Here is a 21,699-nt window from a genome sequence, read left to right as displayed (position 1 = left end):
CGCGGCCGGATGAAACATGGCCTGCCGCATTGTCAGAGGTGAAGATGGCAACATACGCAATCGGCGATATCCAGGGCTGTTTCGGCCCATTTCAGCAACTGTTACGACAGATCGATTTCAATCCGGGTAAAGACACACTGTGGCTGACTGGCGACCTGGTCAACCGCGGACCGGAATCCTTGCAGGTGTTGCGCTGGGTGTTTCAGCAGCAGGACCGGGTGCAGATTGTGCTGGGTAATCACGACCTGCACCTGCTGGCGGTGTCGGAAGGTTTTGGCAAGCTGCATCGCAGTGACACCGTAGATGACATTCTCAATGCGGCGGATGGCAAGGTGTTGCTGGACTGGCTACGCTGCCAGCCCCTGATGATTGCCGAACAGGGCCATGCCATGGTGCATGCCGGCCTGTTGCCGGAGTGGAGCCTAGACAAGGCACTGCGTCTGGCCGAAGAGGTGGAGGATGGCTTGTCCGGGCCTTATTACCGCGATTTCCTGTCACGGCTGTATGGCAACAAGCCCACGCGTTGGTCTGATGAGCTCAAGGGAGCTGAGCGCCTGCGCGTCATCGTCAATGCCATGACCCGCATGCGCTTCATCACCCGTGATGGTGAAATCGACCTGGCCTACAAGGGCGAGCGCGATGGCGCACCGGACAATCTGATTCCCTGGTTTGAAGCCAAGGGCCGGCGCAGCAGCCACACGCCCGTCATCTGTGGCCACTGGTCGGCACTGGGTTTGTATCTGACCGAGGATGTACTCGCGCTCGACAGCGGCTGCCTGTGGGGCGGCAGCCTCACTGCACTTCGACTGGAGGACAGGCAGACGTTTTCGCTGCCGTGTCCGGCGTATCGGGAAGTGGCAGCCTGAGCCCCAGGCAGACTTCCCGGAATGCACGTTCCGACAGGGCGAAGCGCGTGGTCAGCTCGCCTTCGCCCGCCTTCAGCGGCTGACCGTAAGTGAGGGCAACTTCCATGGCCGGTTGCGCCAGAATCAGCTTGATGCTTTGCCAGAACGTGGTGTCGCCGGCATAGGCCGGTGCCGTGGTCAGGCTGCCATCCGGCAACTGATAGCGCATGGACACCGGCTGCACCGTGCTGCGTGAGGGCAGGGCGGCTTCAAACAGCGATGCCTTGAATGGCAGGATGCCGCTACCATCCGAGGTGGTGGCCTCTGGAAACACCGCCATGCAACTGCCCTTGCCCAAGGCATCGGCCAGTAGCTGATTGACCCGGCTGGCATCGCGGCGATTGCTGCGGTCGATGAACAAGGTACCGCCGGCATTCACCACCCAGCCTATCAGCGGCCAGGAGCGAATCTCTCGTTTGGCAACAAAGCGCGACACCGTGCAGCTGCTGAGTACGAAAATGTCCAGCCAGGACACATGATTGGCCACCAGAAGGGTATTGGGCGGGTAAAAACCGGGATTCACGCCTTCCACCCGCACCGTGATGCCGAGAATCTTCAGCAGATGACCAGACCAGCGGCGCGTCACCACCGCACGCTCGGCCTGGGCCAGGCGCGGGTAGCGGGTAGCAACGATGAAAATGCCCAAAGCAATGTGGCACACCAGGCGCAGCAAACGGCTGGCGCGGGTAAGGAAAGACGTAGTGGCGGATGACTTCAAGGTACGCGGTGCTTCATGTGCGGGTTGAATGATCTGCCACTCTAGCATGGCTGGCATAGCGGGCAATAGTAGGAACTTCGCTGTCCCTGCCGTATCTGTCGTATCGGGCTGCTGCAGATACGACAGGCTTGCTCCTGCCGGTCGTAGACATAGTAGTCCTGCTGGAAGTAGCCGGACTTGCCCTCGGTGTTGACGAAGTCGCGCAGTGTGCTGCCGCCAGCCTCGATCGCCAGGCTCAGTACCCGTTTGATTTCGCTGGCCAGCCGTTTGCAGTCAGCCAGGCTCAGATCACGCGCGGCACGGCTGGGGTTGATGCCTGCATGAAACAGCGATTCATTGGCGTAGATGTTGCCAACGCCCACCACAACGTGATTGTCCATGATGGCCAGTTTGATGGCTGTGCCGCGTTTGGCAATGGCCGCATGCAGGACTTCACCGTCAAAGGCGTCCGACAAGGGCTCGGGCCCCAGGTCTTTCAGCAGCGAGTGGAATTCCACTGGCCCCACATGCCATAGCATGGCACCGAAGCGACGCGGGTCGCGGTAGCGCAGCACATGGCTGCCCAGTTTCAGGTCGATGTGATCATGTTTTTGTGGTGGCGTATCGGCAGGGACATAACGCAAGCTGCCGGACATGCCCAGGTGGATTAGCAGGGTTCCGCTATCAAAATGAACCAGCAGGTACTTGGCACGGCGCGTGACTGCGCGTACTGTCAGTCCGGCAAGGGTGGCATCCAGTTGTGGCGGCACCGGCCAGCGCAGGCGGCCTTCGCGCACGATGGCACCTTGCAGGGTGGCACAATCCAGATAAGGCGCAACACCGCGCCGGGTTGTTTCCACTTCGGGCAGTTCGGGCATGCTGCTTTCGCTTTCAGGATAAGATTGACTAGATCAAATAACCGAGCGTGCTATTCTACGCGTTCAACCGGCACAGACTCCATGCGAATGAAACCGCTGAATCGATCCTTTTCCCTGTTGCTGGTGCTGCTGCTGTCAGCCTGCACCAGCATGAAGTCCCCCTTGCTTGCCAAGCAGCCGGCCTCCAGTACCGAGCAAACCGCTGATGATGAAACCGCCGCCGTGGCCGAGAGCAATGCCAATCTGCCCCGGCTGGAGCTGACGCCGCAAATCGTCTACGGCGTGCTGGCCAGCGAAATTGCCGCCCAGCGCGGTGCAGCCGGTTCGTCTGCTGCCACTTATCTGGATCTGGCCAAGCAAACGCGCGACCCGCGTCTGGCACAGCGCGCCGCCGAGTTTGCCCTGTTCTCCGGCCAGCTCAAGGATGCGGCTGATGCGCTGTCGCTGTGGATGGAACTCGACCCTAGCTCGCAGATCCCGCGCGAACAGCTATTCATCACCATGCTGCGCTCTGGCAAGTTGGCAGAAAGCCAGCCGCTGGTGGAGGATTTGCTCAAGCGTGAGCCGCAACGCGCGCCGGATATTTTTGTCCAGTTGGCACGTCTTACCGCGCGCCAGAATGACAAGCAGGCCGCCTATGCGCTGGTGAACCGTCTGGCCAGCCAGTATCCGGATTTGCCAGAAGCCCGCTTTGCCGTGATCGCGGTGGCGGCCGAGGTGAATGACGACGCCACCATCCAGCGCGAATTCGACCGGCTGGCCCAGATCGCACCCAAGTGGGACCTGCCGGTAGCCTGGCAAACCGACCGCTTGCGTCGTATCCGGCTGGGGCAGGCCATCGACTTTTTGCAGCAGGAACTGGCGCGGCGGCCTGATGCCGGACTGGAACTGCGCATGGCCTATCCGCGCTTGCTGGTGGGGGCCAAACGCTTCCCGGAAGCGCGCGTAGCCTTTGAGGCGCTGCTGCGGCAGAATCCGGACAATGCCGAGCTGCTCTACGCCTCCGGCTTGCTGGCCTATCAGCTACGCGATCTGCCCGCTGCCGATCAGCGCCTGACGGCAGCCTTGCAGCAGAAACACCCGGAAACCGACTTCATCCGTTTTACGCTGGGTCAGGTAGCCGAAGACCGGCAGGACAAGGCCATGGCGCGGCAATGGTATGACAGCGTGGGTGCCGGCCAGCAGTTCCTGCCGGCACAAGCACGCCTGGCCGCACTGGATGCCGAGGCAGGCAAGCTGGACGAAGCCCTGCGCCGCCTGGCACCGCTGGGGCAGGGCGAGCAGGAAAAGGTGCAACTGGCAATGCAGCAGGCCGAACTGGCACGTCACGCCAAGCGCTACGATCTTTCCTTCCGCATCCTGACACAGGCGCTGGAAAGCTGGCCGCGCTCGCCCGAACTGTTGTACGACCGCGCGCTGGTATCGGATCAACTGGGCAATTTGGGCGATGCCGAACGCGATCTGAAAACCCTGCTCAAGGAAAAACCGGATGATCCGCAGGCGCTCAATGCCTTGGGCTATACCCTGGCCAATCGCAGCAATCGCCATCAGGAAGCACTCGGCTATATCGAGAAAGCGCTCAAGGCTGATCCGGACAATCCGATGATCCTGGACAGCATGGGCTGGGTACTGTTCAAGCTGGGACGCAGCGAGGCCGCCCTCAAATACCTGGAACGCGCCTATGCCGCCATGCAGGACAGCGAGGTAGCCGCGCATCTGGGCGAAGTGCTGTGGAAGCTGGGGCGCAAGCAGGACGCGCTCACGCTATTGCGCCAGTCCCTGGCCAAAGACCCGGACAATGAAGCATTGCAGGATGCGCTCAAGCGCTTTCATCTGCCATGAGACAGCGTTTGGCCATGGCCTGGCTGGCCGGCAGCCTGTTGCTGACCGGCTGTGCCAGCGAAAGTGTATTCCGGCCCTCCGCCGCCAGCACTGCCAACCGGCAGGACATCCCCTTCAATGTCAGTGGCCGGATTTCGGTCAATATGGACGGCAAGGGCTCGGTCGGGCAGTTCGACTGGGCGCACCGCGCCACGGATGACCTGCTATCGGTCAACAGCCCGCTGGGCAGCACCGTGGCCCGCCTGCAGCGGGATGCCTCCGGCGTCAGTCTGCAGGCCGATGGCAAAACCTGGCAGGCGGCCGATGTCGAGTCCCTCACCCAGGAAGTGCTGGGCTGGACATTGCCGCTGGGCAATCTGGTGTGGTGGATACGCGGCCTGCCAGCCCCCGATGAGCCATATCGCTTTGCCGACGACGGCAGCTTGACCCAACAAGGCTGGACCATCCGCTTCGTCAGTGATGCCGATGTACCCTCTCCTTATCCCAAGCGGGTGGACATGCAACGCGACAGGTTGACCCTGCGCCTGTTGCCGCAAAACTGGCATTAGCCTCCAGGCCCCGCTGTTTTCCAGATACTTATCCGGATTGATTGCTGCATGACCCATTATTTCCATTCCTATCCGGCTCCGGCCAAACTCAATCTCCTGCTGCATATCGTTGGCAAACGTGCTGACGGTTATCACCTGCTGGAGACGGTATTCCGCTTCATCGACTTCAGCGACACGGTGGAGCTGTCGGTGCGCGACGATGGCCAGATCGTACTGCTCAACCCTATAGACGGCGTTGAGCCCGAGCAGGACCTCACCGTTCGCGCTGCGCGCCTGCTGCAACAGCGCAGTGCTTGCCCGCTGGGAGCCAGCATTCGCCTGAGCAAACGCATCCCGATGGGCGGCGGATTAGGCGGCGGCAGCTCCGATGCCGCCACTGTTTTGCTGGCGCTGAATCATTTGTGGCAGACACATTATTCGCGCGAGCAATTGATGGAAATGGGTTTGCAGCTGGGAGCAGACGTTCCGGTGTTTATTTTCGGCAAGAATGCGCTGGCCACCGGAATTGGTGAAAAACTGAATGAAATCAATCTGAAACCGGCGTGGTATGTTGTAATTCACCCCGGGGTTCATGTACCAACGGCAGAAATATTTAAGAAATTTGCAGGAAGGGTGTTGACAGAGGAAGGCGGCATCAGCATAATGCGAATCCTCGAAACAACGCAGCAACGACGAAACGCGCTGCAGCCGGTTGTTTCAGAGCTGTACCCGGCGGTGAATGAAGTACTGAGCGAGTTAAAAAAATATGGTTCGCCGCTGATGACTGGTTCCGGAGCATGTGTGTTCCTTGAGTGCCAGTCAAAGGAAGAAGCCGATAAAGTTTATCAGGCAATGTCCGCAAAATATAAGGGATTTGTTGCAGAAGGGCTGAATAGCCACCCCTTGTTGGACATTGTTTAAAAGTTTATTGGGGAGTCGCCAAGTGGTAAGGCACCGGATTTTGATTCCGGCATTCGTAGGTTCGATCCCTACCTCCCCAGCCAAGACTTTCTCTCAATAAGAGAGAGCATGAAAAAAGCGTGTAAGAATCCCTTACACGCTTTTTCTTTATCCTGCTAAGGCAAATGGAATCATGGCGTCATACGACAGTTTGATGGTATTTACCGGGACCGCTAACCCGGAACTCGCTCAAAACGTAGTCAAGCATCTGGATATCTCCCTGGGCCGTGCCGATGTCGGCAAGTTCAGCGATGGCGAAGTTGCTGTCGAACTGCTGGAGAATGTCCGCGGACGCGACGTGTTCATCCTGCAGTCCACCTGTGCTCCCACCAACGATAACCTGATGGAAATCCTGACCATGGCCGACGCGCTCAAGCGTGCTTCCGCCGGCCGGATTACCGCAGCCATTCCGTACTTTGGCTACGCCCGTCAGGACCGTCGTCCGCGTTCTGCCCGTGTGCCGATTTCCGCCAAGCTGGTGGCCAATATGCTGACCAGCGCCGGTATCGATCGTGTATTGACCGTCGATCTGCACGCCGACCAGATTCAGGGCTTCTTTGATATCCCGGTGGATAACGTTTATGCCACCCCGGTATTGCTCAAGGACATCCGCTCCCAGCGCATTGACGATCTGATCGTGGTGAGCCCGGACGTGGGCGGTGTGGTACGTGCCCGCGCCATGGCCAAGGCGCTGAATACCGATCTGGCCATCATCGACAAGCGTCGCCCCAAGGCCAATGTGGCCGAGGTGATGAACATCATCGGTGATGTATCCGGTCGCACCTGTCTGATCGTGGATGACATGATCGACACCGCCAATACCTTGTGCAAGGCCGCTTCCGCGCTGAAAGAACGCGGTGCCCAGCGGGTACTGGCTTATGCCACCCATGCGATTTTCTCCGGCCAGGCCGTGGATCGCATCAAGAATTCCGACATCGACATGGTCGTTGTCACCGACACCATTCCGTTGACTGCACAGGCCCTGGCCTGCCCGAACATCCGGGTTGCCAGCATTGCCGGCCTGCTGGCCGAGACGCTGCGCCGCATCAACAACGAGGAATCGGTGTCCTACCTCTTCAATGAGGAACTGGTTTCGTCGGGCGCTTGCCTGCCGTAACATCAGGCCCGCTGGTCGCGGCGGGGCTGGTGCCTTTAACTTGAAATACTGGAGCTTTACATGGCTTATGAACTGATCGCCGCCAAGCGCGAAGAGATGGGTACTGGTGCGAGCCGCCGCCTGCGTCACGCTGGCAAACTGCCGGCCGTGGTATACGGCAACGGCGCTGCTGAGTCCATCGTTCTGGACCACAACACCATTTTCTACGCACTGAAGGAAGAAGCTTTCCACTCTGCGATCCTGGACCTGGTTATCGACGGCCAGAAGCAAGCCGTCATCCTGCGTGACTTCCAGAACCACCCGTACAAGCAGCAAGTCCTGCACATTGACTTCCAGCGTGTTGACCTGAACCAGAAGGTAAACGTGAAGATTCAACTGCACTTCGTTAACGCCGACCAATCGGAAGCCGTTAAGCTGCAAGGCGCCAAGATCAGCCACATCATCAATGAAGTGGAAGTTCGCGCTCTGCCGGGCGACCTGCCGAAGTTCATCGAAGTTGACCTGTCTGCCATCAAGGCTGGCGAAGCTGTACACCTGTCCGACCTGAAACTGCCGGCTGGTGTTGAAATCGCTGCCCTGGTACGTGGCGAAGACGCAGCCATTGCTCTGGCCAGCGCCTAAGCATTAGTGCTTGTTTGACAAGGGCTCGTTGTAAGGCATCTGCCTGCAGCGAGCTTTTTTATTGCAAGCCCATTTACTGGAAGTGTCGATCATGTCCTCCATTCGCATGATTGTCGGTCTGGGCAACCCCGGGCCGGAGTATGAAAAAACCCGCCACAATGCCGGTTTCTGGCTGCTGGACGAGCTGTGCTGGAAATACAAGGGCAACTGGCGGACAGAAGGCAAGTTTCACGGTGACATTGCCCGTGTTGCGATAGAAGGTCAGGATATCTGGCTGCTCAAGCCGATGACCTTCATGAACCTGTCCGGGCAGGCGGTACTGGCGCTGGCGCATTTCTACAAGATTCTGCCTGATGAAATCCTGGTGGTGCATGACGAGCTGGACCTGCCGCCGGGTACGGCCCGCCTGAAACAGGGCGGTGGTCATGGCGGACATAACGGCCTGAAAGACATCGCGGCGCGCTTGAGTTCGCCTGCCTTCTGGCGTTTGCGTCTGGGTATCGGCCATCCGGGCGACCGCAACGAAGTGGCGAATTTTGTGCTGAAAAAGCCGCGTGCCGAAGAACAGAGCGCCATCGACGACGCCGTGCTCAAGGCACAGACCTACCTGCCGCTGGCCATTGCCGGCAACATGGCGATGGCGATGAAAGAGCTGCATACTGCAGCCAAGTGATTTCACGGGCCGGACCACATGCCGGCCTGCATCTTAGTGAACCTAATCAAGGAATGCTGACATGAGTCTGAAGTGCGGTATTGTTGGCCTGCCCAATGTTGGCAAGTCCACCCTGTTCAATGCGCTGACCAAGGCCGGTATCGAGGCCGCCAACTATCCTTTCTGCACCATCGAGCCCAATGTGGGCATCGTGGAAGTGCCGGACCCGCGTCTGGCCGAGCTGGCCAAGATCATCAACCCGCAAAAAATCCAGCCGGCCATCGTCGAGTTTGTCGACATTGCCGGTCTGGTAGCCGGTGCTTCCAAGGGTGAAGGCCTGGGTAACCAGTTCCTGGCCAACATTCGCGAAACCGACGCCATCGTCAACGTGGTGCGCTGCTTTGACGACGACAACATCGTGCACGTGGCCGGCAAGGTAGACCCGATTGCCGACATCGAAACCATCGGCACCGAACTGGCGCTGGCCGACCTCTCCTCGGTAGAAAAAGCCATGCAGCGCGAGGGCAAGAAAGCCAAGTCCGGTGACAAGGACGCCCGCGCACTGATCGCCGTACTGGAAAAGCTGGTGCCGCATCTGGACCAGGGCCAGCCGGTGCGCTCGCTGGACCTGTCCGACGAAGAAAAGGCCATCCTCAAGCCGCTGTGCCTGCTCACCATCAAGCCGGCCATGTACGTGGCCAATGTGTCGGAAGACGGCTTCAGCAACAACCCCTACCTGGACAAGCTGCAGGCACTGGGCGAGCGTGAAGGCGCGCCGGTGGTTGCCCTGTGTGCGGCCATCGAAAGCGAAATTGCCGACCTGGACGATGCCGACAAGGCTGAGTTCCTGGCCGAAATGGGCCTGGAAGAGCCGGGTCTGGACCGCCTGATCCGTGCCGGTTACAAGCTGCTGGGCCTGCAAACCTACTTCACCGCCGGGGTGAAGGAAGTACGCGCCTGGACCATCCACGTGGGCGACACCGCTCCGCAGGCTGCCGGTGTGATCCACACCGACTTCGAACGCGGCTTCATCCGTGCGCAAACCATTGCCTACAACGACTTCATCACCCTGGGTGGCGAAGCCAAGGCCAAGGAAGCCGGCAAGATGCGTTCCGAAGGCAAGGAATACGTGGTGCAGGATGGTGACGTGATGAACTTCCTGTTCAACGTCTAGTGGGTGGACGGTCTTTCCAGAAACGCCGGGAAAGGCCATCCAATCCAAGAAACACGACAAAGCCGCGACTTTACGCGGCTTTGTCGTTTCTGGGTGTTGCCTGAAATTACATGAATGGCCCCCGCTGAATTGTGTGCAATGGTGTGTATGCCTTTCTGTCGGCGTCAGCGCGCCATGCTCCAATGACGCTACGTTATTTTGTTGCGGTTCTTATCCGGGCGTGGTCCATAGTGCAGGCGCATATCAACTCAACGCATCTAGTGGGAATGGGGTAATGGCAATTCTATTGGGGTAATAGCTATTGAAAATACCCTTATTTACTGTAGCATTACCCCATTCTTTCCAGCCCGGATGCATGCTGCATGCAATCACTCTCACCAGACTACCTCGCCAAGTTGCGTTTCGACGCGCGGCAGTTGGCGACCTTGCGTGCCCTGGGTGAATACAGAGGCAAGCAGCAGCTCTTCGTGGCGCAGTCGCCCGAGATCCTGAGCGACCTGCGGCAGGTGGCAGTGGTTGAGTCCACCGAGTCGTCGAACCGGTTGGAAGGCGTCGTTGTTGCCGCGCACCGCCTCAAATCGCTGGTGCTCAAGAATGCCACGCCACAAAGTCGGTCTGAGCAGGAAGTAGCGGGCTACCGCGATGCCCTAGGTCTGATTCACGAAAGCGGTGAGCAGATGCCGTTTTCTGACAGCACAGTCCTGCAACTACACAGCATGCTGTACCGCTACATGCCGCAACCAGGCGGGCAATGGAAGGCCACCAACAACGACATCGTCGAGCGTCACCCCGATGGCAGCGCACGTATTCGCTTTCGTCCGGTCGCCGCTCACCTCACCCCCATGGTGATGGCAGACCTGATTGCGCGCTATCGCTTGGCCTTGGATCAGCACTTGGCAGACCCCTTGGTGCTGGTGCCATTGGCCATTCTCGACTTCCTGTGCATCCACCCTTTCCCGGATGGCAACGGCCGCATGGCACGGCTGCTCACCTTGCAGCTGCTCTATCACTTCGACTATGCGGTGGGCCGCTTCATCAGCCTGGAGCGCATCTTCGAAGAATCGAAGGAAAGCTACTACGAAACGTTGGAGGCCAGCTCCCTGGGCTGGCACGATGCCGCACACGACATCGCCCCATGGCTTGACTACTTCTGGGGTGCCCTGCTGCGCGCCTACAAGGAATTCGAAGAGCGCGTGGGCACCATCGAGCGCGGCCGGGGTGCCAAGGGCGACCGCGTTCGCTCTGAAATTCTCAAACGCCAATTGCCCTTCTCCATCTCGGAGATTGAGGAGGCCTGCCCCGGCATCAGCCGCGACATGGTGCGCGTGATCCTGCGCGCCATGAAGGCCGAGGGATTGATTGCCCCCAATGGCAAGGGGCGCGCGGCGAAGTGGATCAAGTTAGAGCCAGGGACCCCAAGCCCCGAGATAACGGGATACCAGCCTGAGGAGCCATGAAAAGTAGGCTGACCAAAACGACTTAGATACCAAGCTGGCTGGACAACAGCAAGCACCAGGGCAATCAGGCTGCCCAAACACGAACAAGCGAACAGCAGAGAAAAGCAATCAAATATGCAGAGCACACAACACCAAAACCTCGTCGACTTCATCTGGAACATCGCCAACAAGCTTCGCGGCCCCTATCGTCCGCCACAGTACCGTCGCGTGATGCTGCCGCTGATTGTGCTGCGCCGTTTCGATCTGGTACTGGCCGAAAACAAGCAGAAGGTGCTGGACGAAAAAAAACGCCTGGAAGACAAAGGCATCACGGGCCCGGCACTGGAAAAGGCACTGTCACGTATCGCCGCTGCCGACAGCAAGCAGGAGTTGTTCAACACCAGCGGCTTCACCTTTGAGAAGCTGCTGGGCGACGCACCCAACATCGCTGGCAATTTGATTGCCTACATTCAGGGTTTCTCGCCGCGCGCCCGAGATATCTTCGACAAGTTCGAGTTTGAAACCGAGATCGCCAAGCTGGACGAGGCCAACCGGCTCTACCTGATCATCAAGGAGTTCTGTGCGTCGTCGATTGACCTCTCGCCCAAGTCCATCAGCAACCTGCAGATGGGCTACCTCTTCGAAGAACTGGTGCGAAAGTTCAACGAACAGGCCAATGAGGAGGCTGGCGATCACTTCACCCCGCGCGAGGTCATCCGCCTGATGGTGCAACTGCTGTTCACCGGCGAAGACGGCATCTACGAGAAGGGTATCTACCGCAGCGTGTACGACCCTACCGCCGGCACCGGCGGCATGCTGTCTGAATCAGAAAAGTTCATCTGTGGTGATGGCGTCACCACCGGGCTGAACCCCGATGCGAACATCGAATTGTTTGGCCAGGAATACAATCCCGAGTCTTACGCCATCTGCTGTTCCGACCTGCTGATCAAGGATGAGCCGATCAATAACCTGATTTATGGTGACACTCTGGGCATTAAGGACGCAAAAAACAAAATAAGCGGCTTTATGCCTTTTGATGGACACCCAGGTAAGCGATTTCATTACATGCTGGCCAATCCGCCCTTTGGTGTGGAATGGAAACCGGAAGAAGATTTTGTGCGAGAGGAGTACAAACAACTGGGCTTCGCTGGTCGTTTTGGTGCAGGGTTACCGCGTATCAACGATGGCTCGCTGCTCTTCCTGCAGCACATGATCTCCAAGATGCACCAGCCGCCCAAGCTGGTCGATGGCAAGAACGTCGGTGGCGACGGCTCCAAGATCGCCATCGTCTTCAATGGATCGCCCCTGTTCACCGGTGACGCCGGATCGGGCGAATCCAATATCCGTCGCTGGATCATCGAGCGCGACATGCTGGATGCCATCGTCGCCCTGCCAGACCAGATGTTCTACAACACCGGCATCTACACCTACGTCTGGATCGTCACCAACAAGAAGCCCGCCCATCGCCAAGGTCTGGTGCAGCTGATCGACGGCACTCGCCACTACAAGAAGATGGAGCCCAAGAGTTTGGGCAACAAGCGCAACGAACTCTCGGATCAGCACATCAAGGAACTGGTGCGCCTGTACGCCGAGCACGAGCACGATGCGGAAAGTGAAGTCCTGGTAGATGGCAAGCCGGAGCGCCGGATTTGCAGCAAGCTCTTCAAGAACCACGAGTTTGGTTTTCTGAAAATTACCGTTGAGCGCCCGCTGCGGCTGAATTTCCAAGCCAGCGCAGAGCGCATTACCAAGCTGGATGAGCAAAGCGCCTTCGTCAATCTGGCAAGCAGCAAGAAACGCAAGGACGATGCCGCCTATCGCGCGGAAGTCGCGGCAGGCCAAGAAACACAGGTAGCCATCAAGGCTGCCCTGCAAGGTATGGATAGTGAAACGCTGTACCGCAATCGTCCCGCTTTCGAGGCAGTGCTTGATGCAGCCCTGAAGAAGGCAGGCATCAAAGTGGGCGCGCCGGTGAAGAAGGCCATCCTGGCGGCGCTGTCGGAGCGCGACCCCAAGGCAGACATCTGTCTGGACTCCAAGGGCAAGCCGGAAGCTGATGCCGACCTGCGCGATACCGAGATCGTGGCGCTACCAGATGACATCGCCTTGCCGCTGCCGCTGGGCTACGACAACGAAACCGGCCACGACAAGCTGCTGGCGCTGGTAAAAGACCACTGCGAGGCCTACCTGAAGGACGAAGTCCTGCCGCACGTGCCCGATGCCTGGATAGACCACAGCAAGACCAAGGTGGGCTACGAAATTCCGCTGACCCGGCACTTCTATGTCTATCAGCCCCCGCGCCCGCTGGATGTGATTGCGGCTGAAATCAGCCAGCTGGAAAAAGACATCATGGCCATGCTGAGTGAGGTGGTGTGATGGCTAGCTATCTCGCATATCCAGAGTATTCACTTGATGGCTTTCCTGCCCTTTGGAAGCAGAAGCGCCTCCGATTCGCACTGAAGATGAATCCCAGTAAGAACGAAATTAATCTCGAGGATTCCGACTTGGTTTCCTTTGTACCGATGGATGCCATCGGTGAATACGGTGGGATTCGTCTGAACGAAGAGAAGGAACTAAGCGAAATCGGCAGTGGCTATACCTATTTTTGCGATGACGATGTAGTGGTGGCAAAAATTACTCCTTGCTTTGAAAACGGGAAGGGAGCACTAGCCAAGGGATTAAAGAATAAAACAGCATTTGGCACCACTGAACTTTACGTAATGCGTGCTGTCCGGGAGCAATTTGAGCCGCAGTTTCTTTTCTACCTGACAATTTCAGATCTATTCCGAAAGATTGGTGAGTCCGAGATGTACGGTGCTGGTGGGCAAAAACGGGTGCCAGAGAACTTTATCAAGGACTTCAGAGCAGCTCTCCCCTCTATGGAGGAGCAAAAAACCATCAGCCGTTTCCTCGATTTCAAAACCGCGCAAATCGATACCCTGATCGCGAAGAAAAAAGTGCTGCTCGACAAGCTCGCCGAAAAGCGCACTGCACTGATCAGTCATGCCGTCACCAAGGGACTTGATCCGTCCGTGGCGATGAAGGATTCAGGGGTGGCGTGGTTGGGCGAGGTGCCAACTCACTGGACCATCATGCGGGCGAGATACGCTTCGACGTTTGTCACAAGCGGTTCACGAGGCTGGGCGGAGTACTACTCTGACTCAGGTAGCATTTTTCTTCGCATTACCAATGTTTCAAGAGACTCGGTTGATTTACTCCTTCATGACATCCAGCGGGTTTTGCCGCCGGAAAGCTCCGAAGGAGAGAGAACTGCGACTCAATCCGGCGATGTGCTTGTTTCTATCACTGCGGATCTTGGTTCAGTAGCTGTCATTCCTGATGGATTTGAAAACGCTTATGTAAGTCAACATCTGGCATTGGTCAGACCGAATGGAGATCGGATATTCGGGCGCTGGATGGCATACCAATTTTTCTCGGCTTCCGGGCAAGCGCAATTGACTGGATCTGGATATGGCGGGACAAAAATTCAGCTTGGACTTGGCGATGTTAAGGACGTCTGGTTGGCACTTCCGCCTACTGATGAGCAAGAGGAAATTTGCACTTGGATTGGTGCTGAGGTTGACAAGTTAAAACGCCAATCCGATGCGATTCACGATGTGATTTTACGCTTGCGCGAATACCGCTCGGCACTCATCACCAACGCCGTGACCGGAAAAATCGACGTGCGTGGTTTTGAGATTCCACCGACTGTCAAAGAGGTGGCCTAATGAATAGAGGCTGCTCTAAATGGCGTTGAACACACAGGGCTATTTCAACTGCCTGAAGTCCTATCTGAATACTAATCACTACGGTGAGCCACAGGCGAGTAGCAGCGAGGTGGTATTGAAGGAAAAGGTATTCGGTCAAAGCGGCAGCAAGCCCATTGAGTACAAGGTGAGCTTGCAGACCACGGGCGAGACCTTGGTAATCAAGCTGGATGCCAAGAAGAACGGCTCATCGCTGCCACTGTTTCACTTTCTGGACGATACCGCCAAGCCTTGGTCAAAACGCTGCGACTTTGTAGTGTTCAACCTGCGCAAGAACAAGCTGCATGTTTACTGTCTCGAGTTCAAGTCAGAGAGCATCCCGCACGACCTACCTGATCAGTTGAAAGCCAGCGTGGATTGGCTCAAGGCGCTGCATGCCACCATTAATGCGTACACAAGCAAGCGCAGCACAATTCACGCCACCAAGTATGTGCTGAGCAATCATCCAGACCCGACGCCATATCTGGATGCGGATGGTAAGTACCTGCAGCGTGATCACACAATAGGCCACTACCGCTATGCCGAGTTCAACGGCCTGGCATTGGCGGATCTGGATAACAGCAATATTGAGGTGATTCGCTAACAGGCCGAATCCGCCGCGTTTAAGGGGTGAGAAAGATGCACAAAGAAGTCGACTTTGAAAACGACATCGAGCACGCGCTGGTCACCCATGGTGGCTATGAAAAGGGCGACCCGAACGCCTATGACGCCGAAACGGCGCTGTTTCCGGCAGATGTCCTTGCCTTTGTGCAGAAGACGCAACCCAAGATCTGGACGCGATTGACGCAGCTTGACGCCACCAAGGCCCCCGGCATGCTGCTGGACAGCCTGGTGAAGGAACTGGCCGCAAAAGGGATGTTGGCCATCCTGCGCGAGGGCTTCAAGTGCGTGGGCAAGACGGTGCGGCTGGCCTACTTTGCGCCCAACACAGGGCTGGACCCGGCGAGTACCGAGCGCTACGACGACAACCGGCTCACCGTCATCCGTCAGGTCAATACCAAGAGCGGGGCCATTCCGGATGTAGTGCTGGCAGTGAACGGCCTGCCTGTGGCGACACTGGAACTTAAAAACCCCATGTCAGCCACGTGCTGGAATGTGGAGCATGCCAAGCACCAGTACCGGTTTGAGCGCGACCCGAAGGAGTTGCTGTTCGCCTTCAAGCAGCGCTGTCTGGTGCACTTTGCGGTGGATACCGAGCTGGTGTTCATGACGACCAAGCTGGAGGGCAAGGACACGTTCTTCCTTCCCTTCAACCTGGGCCACAATCATGCAGCCGGCAACCCGCCCGTGATGGACGGCGACGGTGGCGATGTCCGCACCGCCTACCTGTGGCGCCAGGTGCTGGTGCGGGACAGCCTGATGGACATCCTGGCGCGGTTCATCCATCTCGATGTCGAGGAGAAGACCGTCGTCACTGAGAAGGGCATCAAGCGCCACCGCAAGGAGACGATGATCTTCCCGCGCTACCATCAGTTGGACGCGGTGCGGGCATTGACCAGCCATGCACAGGCGCATGGTTCGGGGCACAACTACCTGATCCAGCATTCGGCGGGGTCGGGCAAGTCGAACTCCATTGCCTGGCTGGCGCACCGCCTTTCCAGCCTGCACGACGCGGCCAACGAGAAGATCTTCCACTCGGTGGTGGTGATTACGGACCGACGTGTGCTGGATCAGCAATTGCAGAACACCATCTTCCAGTTCGAGCACAAGCTGGGCGTGGTGCAGAAGATCGACGAGAACACACAGCAATTGGCCAAGGCCTTGGCCGATGGCGTGCCCATCATCATTTCCACCATCCAGAAGTTCCCGTTCATCACGCAGGCCATCCGAACGTTGGAGGCCAATGGCAAGGGTGTGGCGATCTCCACTGCGGGCAAGCGCTTTGCGGTGATCGTGGATGAGGCGCATAGCTCGCAGAGCGGTGAAACCGCGATGGAGTTGCGCAAGATCCTGAACAAGGATGGCATTGAGGCGGCCATCGCGGAGCAGTTGCTGGACCTGGACGATGAGGCCTTGAGTGAGGATGCGAAAAAGGAGCTGTTGCGTGAGCAGCTCAAACGCGTCAAGCAGCCCAACCTCAGCTTCTTCGCTTTTACCGCTACGCCTAAGTTCAAGACGCTGGCGGTCTTCAATGAGCCAGGTCCCAACGGCAAGGCACCGTTCCACCACTACAGCATGCGGCAAGCCATCGAGGAAGGCTTCATCCATGATGTGCTGAAGTACTACACGCACTACAAGCGGTACTACAAGCTGATCCAGAAGGTTGAGGAAGACCCGGCGGTGCCGCGCCGCAAGGCCGCCAAGGCCTTGGCCCGCTTCGTCCAGTTCCATGACTATGAGATTGCGCAGAAGGTGGAGGTGATCGTAGAACACTTCCGCACCCACTCGCGGCACAAGATCGGTGGCCGGGCCAAGGCGATGGTGGTGACCAACTCGCGTGAGCATGCCGTGCGCTACAAGCTGGGGTTCGACAAGTACATCAAGGACCAGGAGTACACCGATGTGAAGTCGCTGGTGGCCTTCTCAGGTGAAATCATGCTCAAGGAGTTCGCCGACAAGAAGTTTACCGAGGTGGGCATGAACAACGGCCTCAAGGAATCCGAGCTGCCAGAGAAGTTCAACACCGAGGAGTACCAGGTGTTACTGGTGGCCGAGAAGTACCAGACGGGCTTTGACCAACCGCTGCTGCACAGCATGTATGTGGACAAGCGCTTGTCGGGCATCCAGGCGGTGCAGACGCTGTCGCGCTTGAACCGCACGACTCGGGGCAAGACGGACACCTTCGTGCTCGACTTCGTCAACGAGCCGGAGGAGATCTACGCGGCCTTCAAGCCCTACTATGAGGCGACTGAGAAGGGCGAGGACACCGATCCTCAGCAGCTGAACACACTGGCCTACACCCTGGCTGGTTGGAAGGTTTACACCGCGGAGGAAGTGAGCGCTTGGTGTGAGATCTGGTTCCGCAACCGCATGAATCCGACTGGTGGGGAGCACAAGAAGCTGAACGCGCTGCTCGATCTGGCTGTTGAGCGGTTCAAGGACCTTGGCGAGGAAGACCAGAACCTGTTCAAGGGGCAGCTGGTCAGCTTTCGCAACCTGTACGCGTTCGTGTCCCAGGTCATTCCCTACCAGGACTCAGACCACGAGAAGCTGTTCTCCTATGCTCGCTTCCTGCTGACCAAGCTACCGCGTACGGTGGACAGCCGCACGGTGCAGGTGGATGACGAGGTGGAGCTCAAATACTACCGTCTGCAGAAGATTAGCGAAGGTGCAATTGATCTGAAGGCGGGTGAGCCTGACGCACTGTACGGACCAACCGAGGTGGGTACCGGCCAAGCGGATGAAGACGTGCAGCTGTCAACCCTGGTGGGCAAGCTCAACGAGCGATTCGGCACCGAGTTCACGCCGGCCGACCAGCTGTTCTTTGATCAGGTTCGGGAGACCGCCGTTGCCAACGAGCAGCTGCGCCAAGCGGTGATGGCCAACAGCATCGAGAACTTCGAACCTGTGTTCAACAAGCAACTCGAAAACCTGTTCATCGAGCGCATGGACGGTAATGAAGACATCTTCGTTCGCCTGATGAATGACGAGGCGTTCCGCAGTGTGGCTGCCAGCCACCTGATGCGCGCCGTGTACCAACAGGTCAAGGCTTCGGGCAAGTGACATGGCTCTGAATACTGCGATTATCACTCCGGAGCACTTGAAGTGGCTGCCCCGAGACATACTCGGCGACACAGAATGTCGATGGACCAATGATGAGAATCGAAATGATGAATGCAGGATCAAGCCAAACTGCCGCTACAACCTGGTTCGTCGGGGCCAGCTTTGGTCACACCGATGATCAGAGCGCCCGCTTCATTGCTGAAGGTATTTGGGAGGTCAGCGCCCCCAGCCAGAAGGAGCAGGCCCTGGTCCGCTCCATGCGGCCTGGTGAGCGCATTGCCATCAAAGCCGCTTATGTGCGCAAGCACGGCCTGCCCTTCGACAATCGCCGGCAGCCGGTGTCCGTCATGGGTATCAAGGCCATCGGTGTCATCACCGAAAACCCGCAGGACGGTGAGCGCGTCAACGTGCAGTGGCAGTCCGCCGATGGCGTGCGCGAGTGGTACTTCTATACCTACCGTCCCACCATCTGGCGCGTTGTGCCTGGCGAGTGGAATGCGGATGCGCTGATCGCGTTTGCGTTTGAAGGCAAGCCGCAAGACATTGAGCGATTCCGCAACGCGCCGTACTGGAAGGACCGCTTCGGCACCCTGTTCCAGTGGGCAGACTTCTACGAGGCCGTCGCCGAGAAACTGCTGGCCTACGCCAGCAACCGAGCGCCGCTCATTCAGGGCATCCATCAGATGGCCCAGCGCGTGCAGGGCCTGGGTTACTTACAGGACAAATTCCCAGACGGAAGCAGCGGCCCGCTGCAGGACATCTGCCCGTTCACAGTCATGGGCACGTTCAACCGAGGTATGACGGACGCCAACCGCAAGCTGATTGCGGCAGAGCTGGCGAAGCTGCTGGGCGTCAGCGTGCCTGTGCCCGCGACGTTCGAAGGCATCCCGGTGCTCAACAACCAGCGCTCCTGGTTCTTCCGCTATGCGGACAAGCGAGGGGCCGGAGACATTGATGCCCTGTGGTGCGTCTTTGCTGCGGCACAGGCGCTGGTGGAAGACGACGGGCCGGCCAGCCGCGACGAGTTCATCGAGGCCTATGATGCCGCGACCCAGGTTTGGGGTGTGGCGTGGAACCTGTCCACGGGCTTGTACTGGGCTGCTCCATGGGAGTTTCCGACGCTGGACAGCCAGTCGCGGCACTATATCCAGAAGCGCCTTGGTGTTCCGATCACCACGCCAGCACCGCAAGCGCCCTGTGATGCGGCCACCTACTTGCAACTGGCCGATGACTTGCGCACACGGTTCGCTGAGGACGACTACCCGGTGCACAGCTTCCCGGAATTGTCGCTGGCATCGTGGCAGTTCAAGGATGCGACGCCGGTGCCTCAGGTGGATGAGGCCACACCGGACCTGCCCCAGGAAGACGGAGGCGAAGAGCTTGCAGCCGAGGTCGTTCAGTCTCAGGCGCCCATCGTTCCCTACTCGCTCGCTGATATCACGCGCGACGGCTGCTTTCTGCCGGAGCCAGAGCTTGAGTTGATGCTGGACCGACTGCGCACCAAGAAGAACCTGATCCTGCAGGGGCCTCCCGGCACCGGCAAAACCTGGCTGGCCAAGCGATTGGCCTTTGCTTTGATGGGGCAAAAGGACGATAGCAAGCTCAGAGCCGTTCAGTTCCACCCGAATCTTTCGTACGAGGACTTCGTGCGTGGCTGGCGTCCCACTGGTGAAGGCAAGCTGACGCTGGCCGATGGTGTCTTCATGGAAGCCATCAAGGCCGCAAAGAAGGAGCCCGCCGCCAAGTTCGTTGTTGTCATCGAGGAGATCAACCGAGGCAATCCCGCGCAGGTGTTCGGTGAACTACTGACGCTGCTGGAGGCGGGCAAGCGCACCCCCAGCGAGGCGTTGGAGCTGTGCTACCCCGACGCTGACGGCGTACGGCGGCCGGTCCACATCCCCGAGAACCTTCATGTGATCGGCACCATGAACATCGCGGACCGGTCGCTGGCGCTGGTCGATTTGGCGCTGCGGCGCCGCTTTGCGTTTGTGGGGCTTGAGCCTCGGCTTGGGCCCGCATGGCGGAACTGGGTGGTGTCTACCTGCGGAGTCGATGAAGCGCTCGCCTCAGACATCGAGCGACGCATGGCCGAGCTGAATGAGCAGATTGCAGCGGATGCACGCTTGGGCAAGCAGTTCCGAATCGGTCACAGCTATGTCACACCTGTGCATCGGCTGGAGGCGGGTAGCACGCGGCGATGGTTCCAGCAAGTCGTGGAGACAGAAATCGGCCCCCTGTTGGAAGAGGTTTGGTTTGACTCCCCCGAGGAGGCGCATCAGGCCACCGCAAGGTTGCTGCAGGGCTGGTGATGGGTCTGATCGCGCCACCGATTTCCGCCGAATCAGGATTCACGCCCGGATTCGTGGGGCGCATTCCTGTCCGGAACCTCTGGCTCTTGATGCTGTATGCATCGGACCTGTTTCGGTCTGGCGGCACCGCCCATGTGGCGGTCGAAGAAAGCCCCGATGAATTACCCGATCTGGTGGCAGAAATCTTGGCCCATGCCGTTGAGACTCGGTTGCACCGTCAGCTGAGCCTGGGCTACCGATCTCGGGAAGAGTGGCTCAGCCGCGTCCGTGGGCGCATTGATGCGCTGACCACGGAGCGGCGGCGCTTGTTGGATCGCGGCTTGGTGGCCTGCCGCTTTGCCGAACTCACCATCGACACGCCACGGAATCGTTTTGTCCGCGCAGCCTTGGCGTCCGTTGCCAGGCTGGTCAAGAAGGCCTCCGTCGCCCACCGGTGCCGGTCTCTCGCAGCCGCGATGCGGGCCCGAGGCGTCGCAGGGCAGCCGCCGACCCGCGCCCAAATGAGCACTGATCGATTCGGTCGCCATGATGCGGATGATCAGTTGATGGTGGCAGCCGCCCAGCTGGCCTATGACCTGTCGCTGCCCACGGAATCCGCCGGCAGTAACGTGCTGGCCATGCCTGGCCGGGAGGAAGCTTGGGCTCGTCGTCTGTTTGAGCGCGCCGTGGGTGGCCTGTATGCCGTGGCGCTCAGTCCACTCGGGTGGCATGTTCGTTGCGGCACCACCCTGCAGTGGCAAATCTTGTCCAAGACCGACGGTATAGATGACATCTTGCCCGCCATGCGGACCGACGTGGTGCTCGATCATGGTGGCTTGGGGCGACGTATCGTCATCGACACCAAGTTCACCTCCATCGTGACGGCAGGGTGGTATCGGGAGCAAAGCCTGCGCAGCGGCTACCTCTACCAGATGTACACCTATCTGAGGTCGCAGGTGGGCTGCGGTGATGCGCTGGCAGACTCAGCCAGTGGCTTGCTGTTGCACCCCACCGTTGGAGCGATGATCGATGAGACAGTCGTCATCCAGGGCCATCCGCTCCGCTTTGCGACCGTGGACTTGGCAGCAAAGCCAGCCGAGATTCGTGCGCAGTTGCTAAGGTGTATCGAACAGTCATAAGCATGTGCTTGTAGCCGTATCCTGTCTTTAGTA

General features: G+C 58.5%; 17 protein-coding genes and 1 tRNA gene. 16 read left to right on the top strand and 2 right to left on the bottom strand.

Going from position 1 to position 21,699, the window contains the following annotated elements:
- Positions 1-44 precede the first annotated feature (44 nt).
- Entirely contained in the window at positions 45-866 is an 822-nt protein-coding gene (locus DLM_RS17205; protein WP_089085132.1) for a symmetrical bis(5'-nucleosyl)-tetraphosphatase, read from the top strand.
- Here the strand turns inward: DLM_RS17205 and DLM_RS17200 are convergent.
- Together DLM_RS17200 and mutM are read right to left on the bottom strand one after the other, a co-directional pair.
- On the bottom strand, positions 793-1,671 hold the full coding sequence (locus tag DLM_RS17200) for a lysophospholipid acyltransferase family protein (protein WP_231959883.1): 879 nt from the start codon (positions 1,669-1,671) through the stop codon (positions 793-795). The two genes, DLM_RS17205 and DLM_RS17200, sit on opposite strands and share 74 nt — an antisense overlap.
- A complete protein-coding gene (gene mutM / locus DLM_RS17195; RefSeq protein WP_089085131.1) occupies positions 1,665-2,480 on the bottom strand; it encodes a bifunctional DNA-formamidopyrimidine glycosylase/DNA-(apurinic or apyrimidinic site) lyase in 816 nt (271 codons plus the stop codon). The genes DLM_RS17200 and mutM overlap by 7 nt, the downstream gene beginning before the upstream one ends.
- A gap of 87 nt (positions 2,481-2,567) precedes the next feature.
- Between mutM and DLM_RS17190 the strand changes: the two genes are divergently transcribed.
- The 15 genes from DLM_RS17190 to mcrC all read left to right on the top strand — a co-directional run bounded on the left by DLM_RS17190 (position 2,568) and on the right by mcrC (position 21,666).
- Positions 2,568-4,322: a tetratricopeptide repeat protein gene (locus DLM_RS17190; protein WP_231959882.1), complete on the top strand. Its 1,755-nt coding sequence runs from the start codon at positions 2,568-2,570 to the stop codon at positions 4,320-4,322.
- Positions 4,319-4,870: a lipoprotein insertase outer membrane protein LolB gene (lolB, locus tag DLM_RS17185; protein ID WP_089085129.1), complete on the top strand. Its 552-nt coding sequence runs from the start codon at positions 4,319-4,321 to the stop codon at positions 4,868-4,870. Before DLM_RS17190 ends, lolB begins: the two co-directional genes overlap by 4 nt.
- A 48-nt stretch (positions 4,871-4,918) precedes the next feature.
- Complete coding sequence (gene ispE, locus DLM_RS17180; protein ID WP_089085128.1) at positions 4,919-5,770, top strand: 4-(cytidine 5'-diphospho)-2-C-methyl-D-erythritol kinase; 852 nt, start codon at positions 4,919-4,921, stop codon at positions 5,768-5,770.
- Between the two features lie 8 nt (positions 5,771-5,778).
- Positions 5,779-5,853: transfer RNA gene (locus tag DLM_RS17175), tRNA-Gln, on the top strand.
- An 89-nt stretch (positions 5,854-5,942) separates the two neighbouring features.
- Complete coding sequence (locus tag DLM_RS17170; protein ID WP_045846690.1) at positions 5,943-6,926, top strand: ribose-phosphate pyrophosphokinase; 984 nt, start codon at positions 5,943-5,945, stop codon at positions 6,924-6,926.
- Between the two features lie 60 nt (positions 6,927-6,986).
- Complete coding sequence (locus tag DLM_RS17165; RefSeq protein ID WP_089085127.1) at positions 6,987-7,547, top strand: 50S ribosomal protein L25/general stress protein Ctc; 561 nt, start codon at positions 6,987-6,989, stop codon at positions 7,545-7,547.
- Positions 7,548-7,635: 88 nt separating this feature from the next.
- Positions 7,636-8,220, top strand: coding sequence for an aminoacyl-tRNA hydrolase (gene pth, locus DLM_RS17160; RefSeq protein ID WP_197715605.1), 585 nt, complete (start codon positions 7,636-7,638; stop codon positions 8,218-8,220).
- A gap of 61 nt (positions 8,221-8,281) precedes the next feature.
- Positions 8,282-9,373: a redox-regulated ATPase YchF gene (gene ychF, locus DLM_RS17155; RefSeq protein ID WP_062788843.1), complete on the top strand. Its 1,092-nt coding sequence runs from the start codon at positions 8,282-8,284 to the stop codon at positions 9,371-9,373.
- A 362-nt stretch (positions 9,374-9,735) separates the two neighbouring features.
- Positions 9,736-10,830, top strand: a complete 1,095-nt coding sequence (locus tag DLM_RS17150) for a Fic family protein (protein ID WP_089085125.1) — start codon at positions 9,736-9,738, stop codon at positions 10,828-10,830.
- 114 nt (positions 10,831-10,944) lie between these two features.
- The gene (locus tag DLM_RS17145) at positions 10,945-13,185 is read left to right on the top strand and encodes a type I restriction-modification system subunit M (RefSeq protein ID WP_089085124.1); all 2,241 of its coding nucleotides are present in this window, start codon (positions 10,945-10,947) and stop codon (positions 13,183-13,185) included.
- The gene (locus DLM_RS17140) at positions 13,185-14,537 is read left to right on the top strand and encodes a restriction endonuclease subunit S (RefSeq protein ID WP_089085123.1); all 1,353 of its coding nucleotides are present in this window, start codon (positions 13,185-13,187) and stop codon (positions 14,535-14,537) included. Before DLM_RS17145 ends, DLM_RS17140 begins: the two co-directional genes overlap by 1 nt.
- 19 nt (positions 14,538-14,556) lie before the next feature.
- Positions 14,557-15,159, top strand: a complete 603-nt coding sequence (locus tag DLM_RS17135) for a hypothetical protein (RefSeq protein ID WP_089085122.1) — start codon at positions 14,557-14,559, stop codon at positions 15,157-15,159.
- Between the two features lie 35 nt (positions 15,160-15,194).
- The gene (locus tag DLM_RS17130; protein WP_089085121.1) at positions 15,195-18,239 is read left to right on the top strand and encodes a type I restriction endonuclease subunit R; all 3,045 of its coding nucleotides are present in this window, start codon (positions 15,195-15,197) and stop codon (positions 18,237-18,239) included.
- Positions 18,240-18,328: 89 nt separating this feature from the next.
- Positions 18,329-20,548 carry an McrB family protein gene (locus DLM_RS17125; protein ID WP_197715440.1) on the top strand — a complete coding sequence of 740 codons (2,220 nt, stop codon included), beginning with the start codon at positions 18,329-18,331 and terminating at the stop codon, positions 20,546-20,548.
- Positions 20,548-21,666, top strand: a complete 1,119-nt coding sequence (gene mcrC, locus DLM_RS17120; RefSeq protein ID WP_089085119.1) for a 5-methylcytosine-specific restriction endonuclease system specificity protein McrC — start codon at positions 20,548-20,550, stop codon at positions 21,664-21,666. The genes DLM_RS17125 and mcrC overlap by 1 nt, the downstream gene beginning before the upstream one ends.
- The last annotated feature ends 33 nt before the right edge of the window (positions 21,667-21,699 follow it).

Origin of the sequence: Aquitalea magnusonii (assembly GCF_002217795.2) — a bacterium.
In the GTDB taxonomy this organism is placed as follows: Bacteria; Pseudomonadota; Gammaproteobacteria; order Burkholderiales; family Chromobacteriaceae; genus Aquitalea; species Aquitalea magnusonii_B.
Note: the sequence above shows the minus strand (reverse complement) of the source record. Positions and strands in the feature narration are given on the sequence as shown.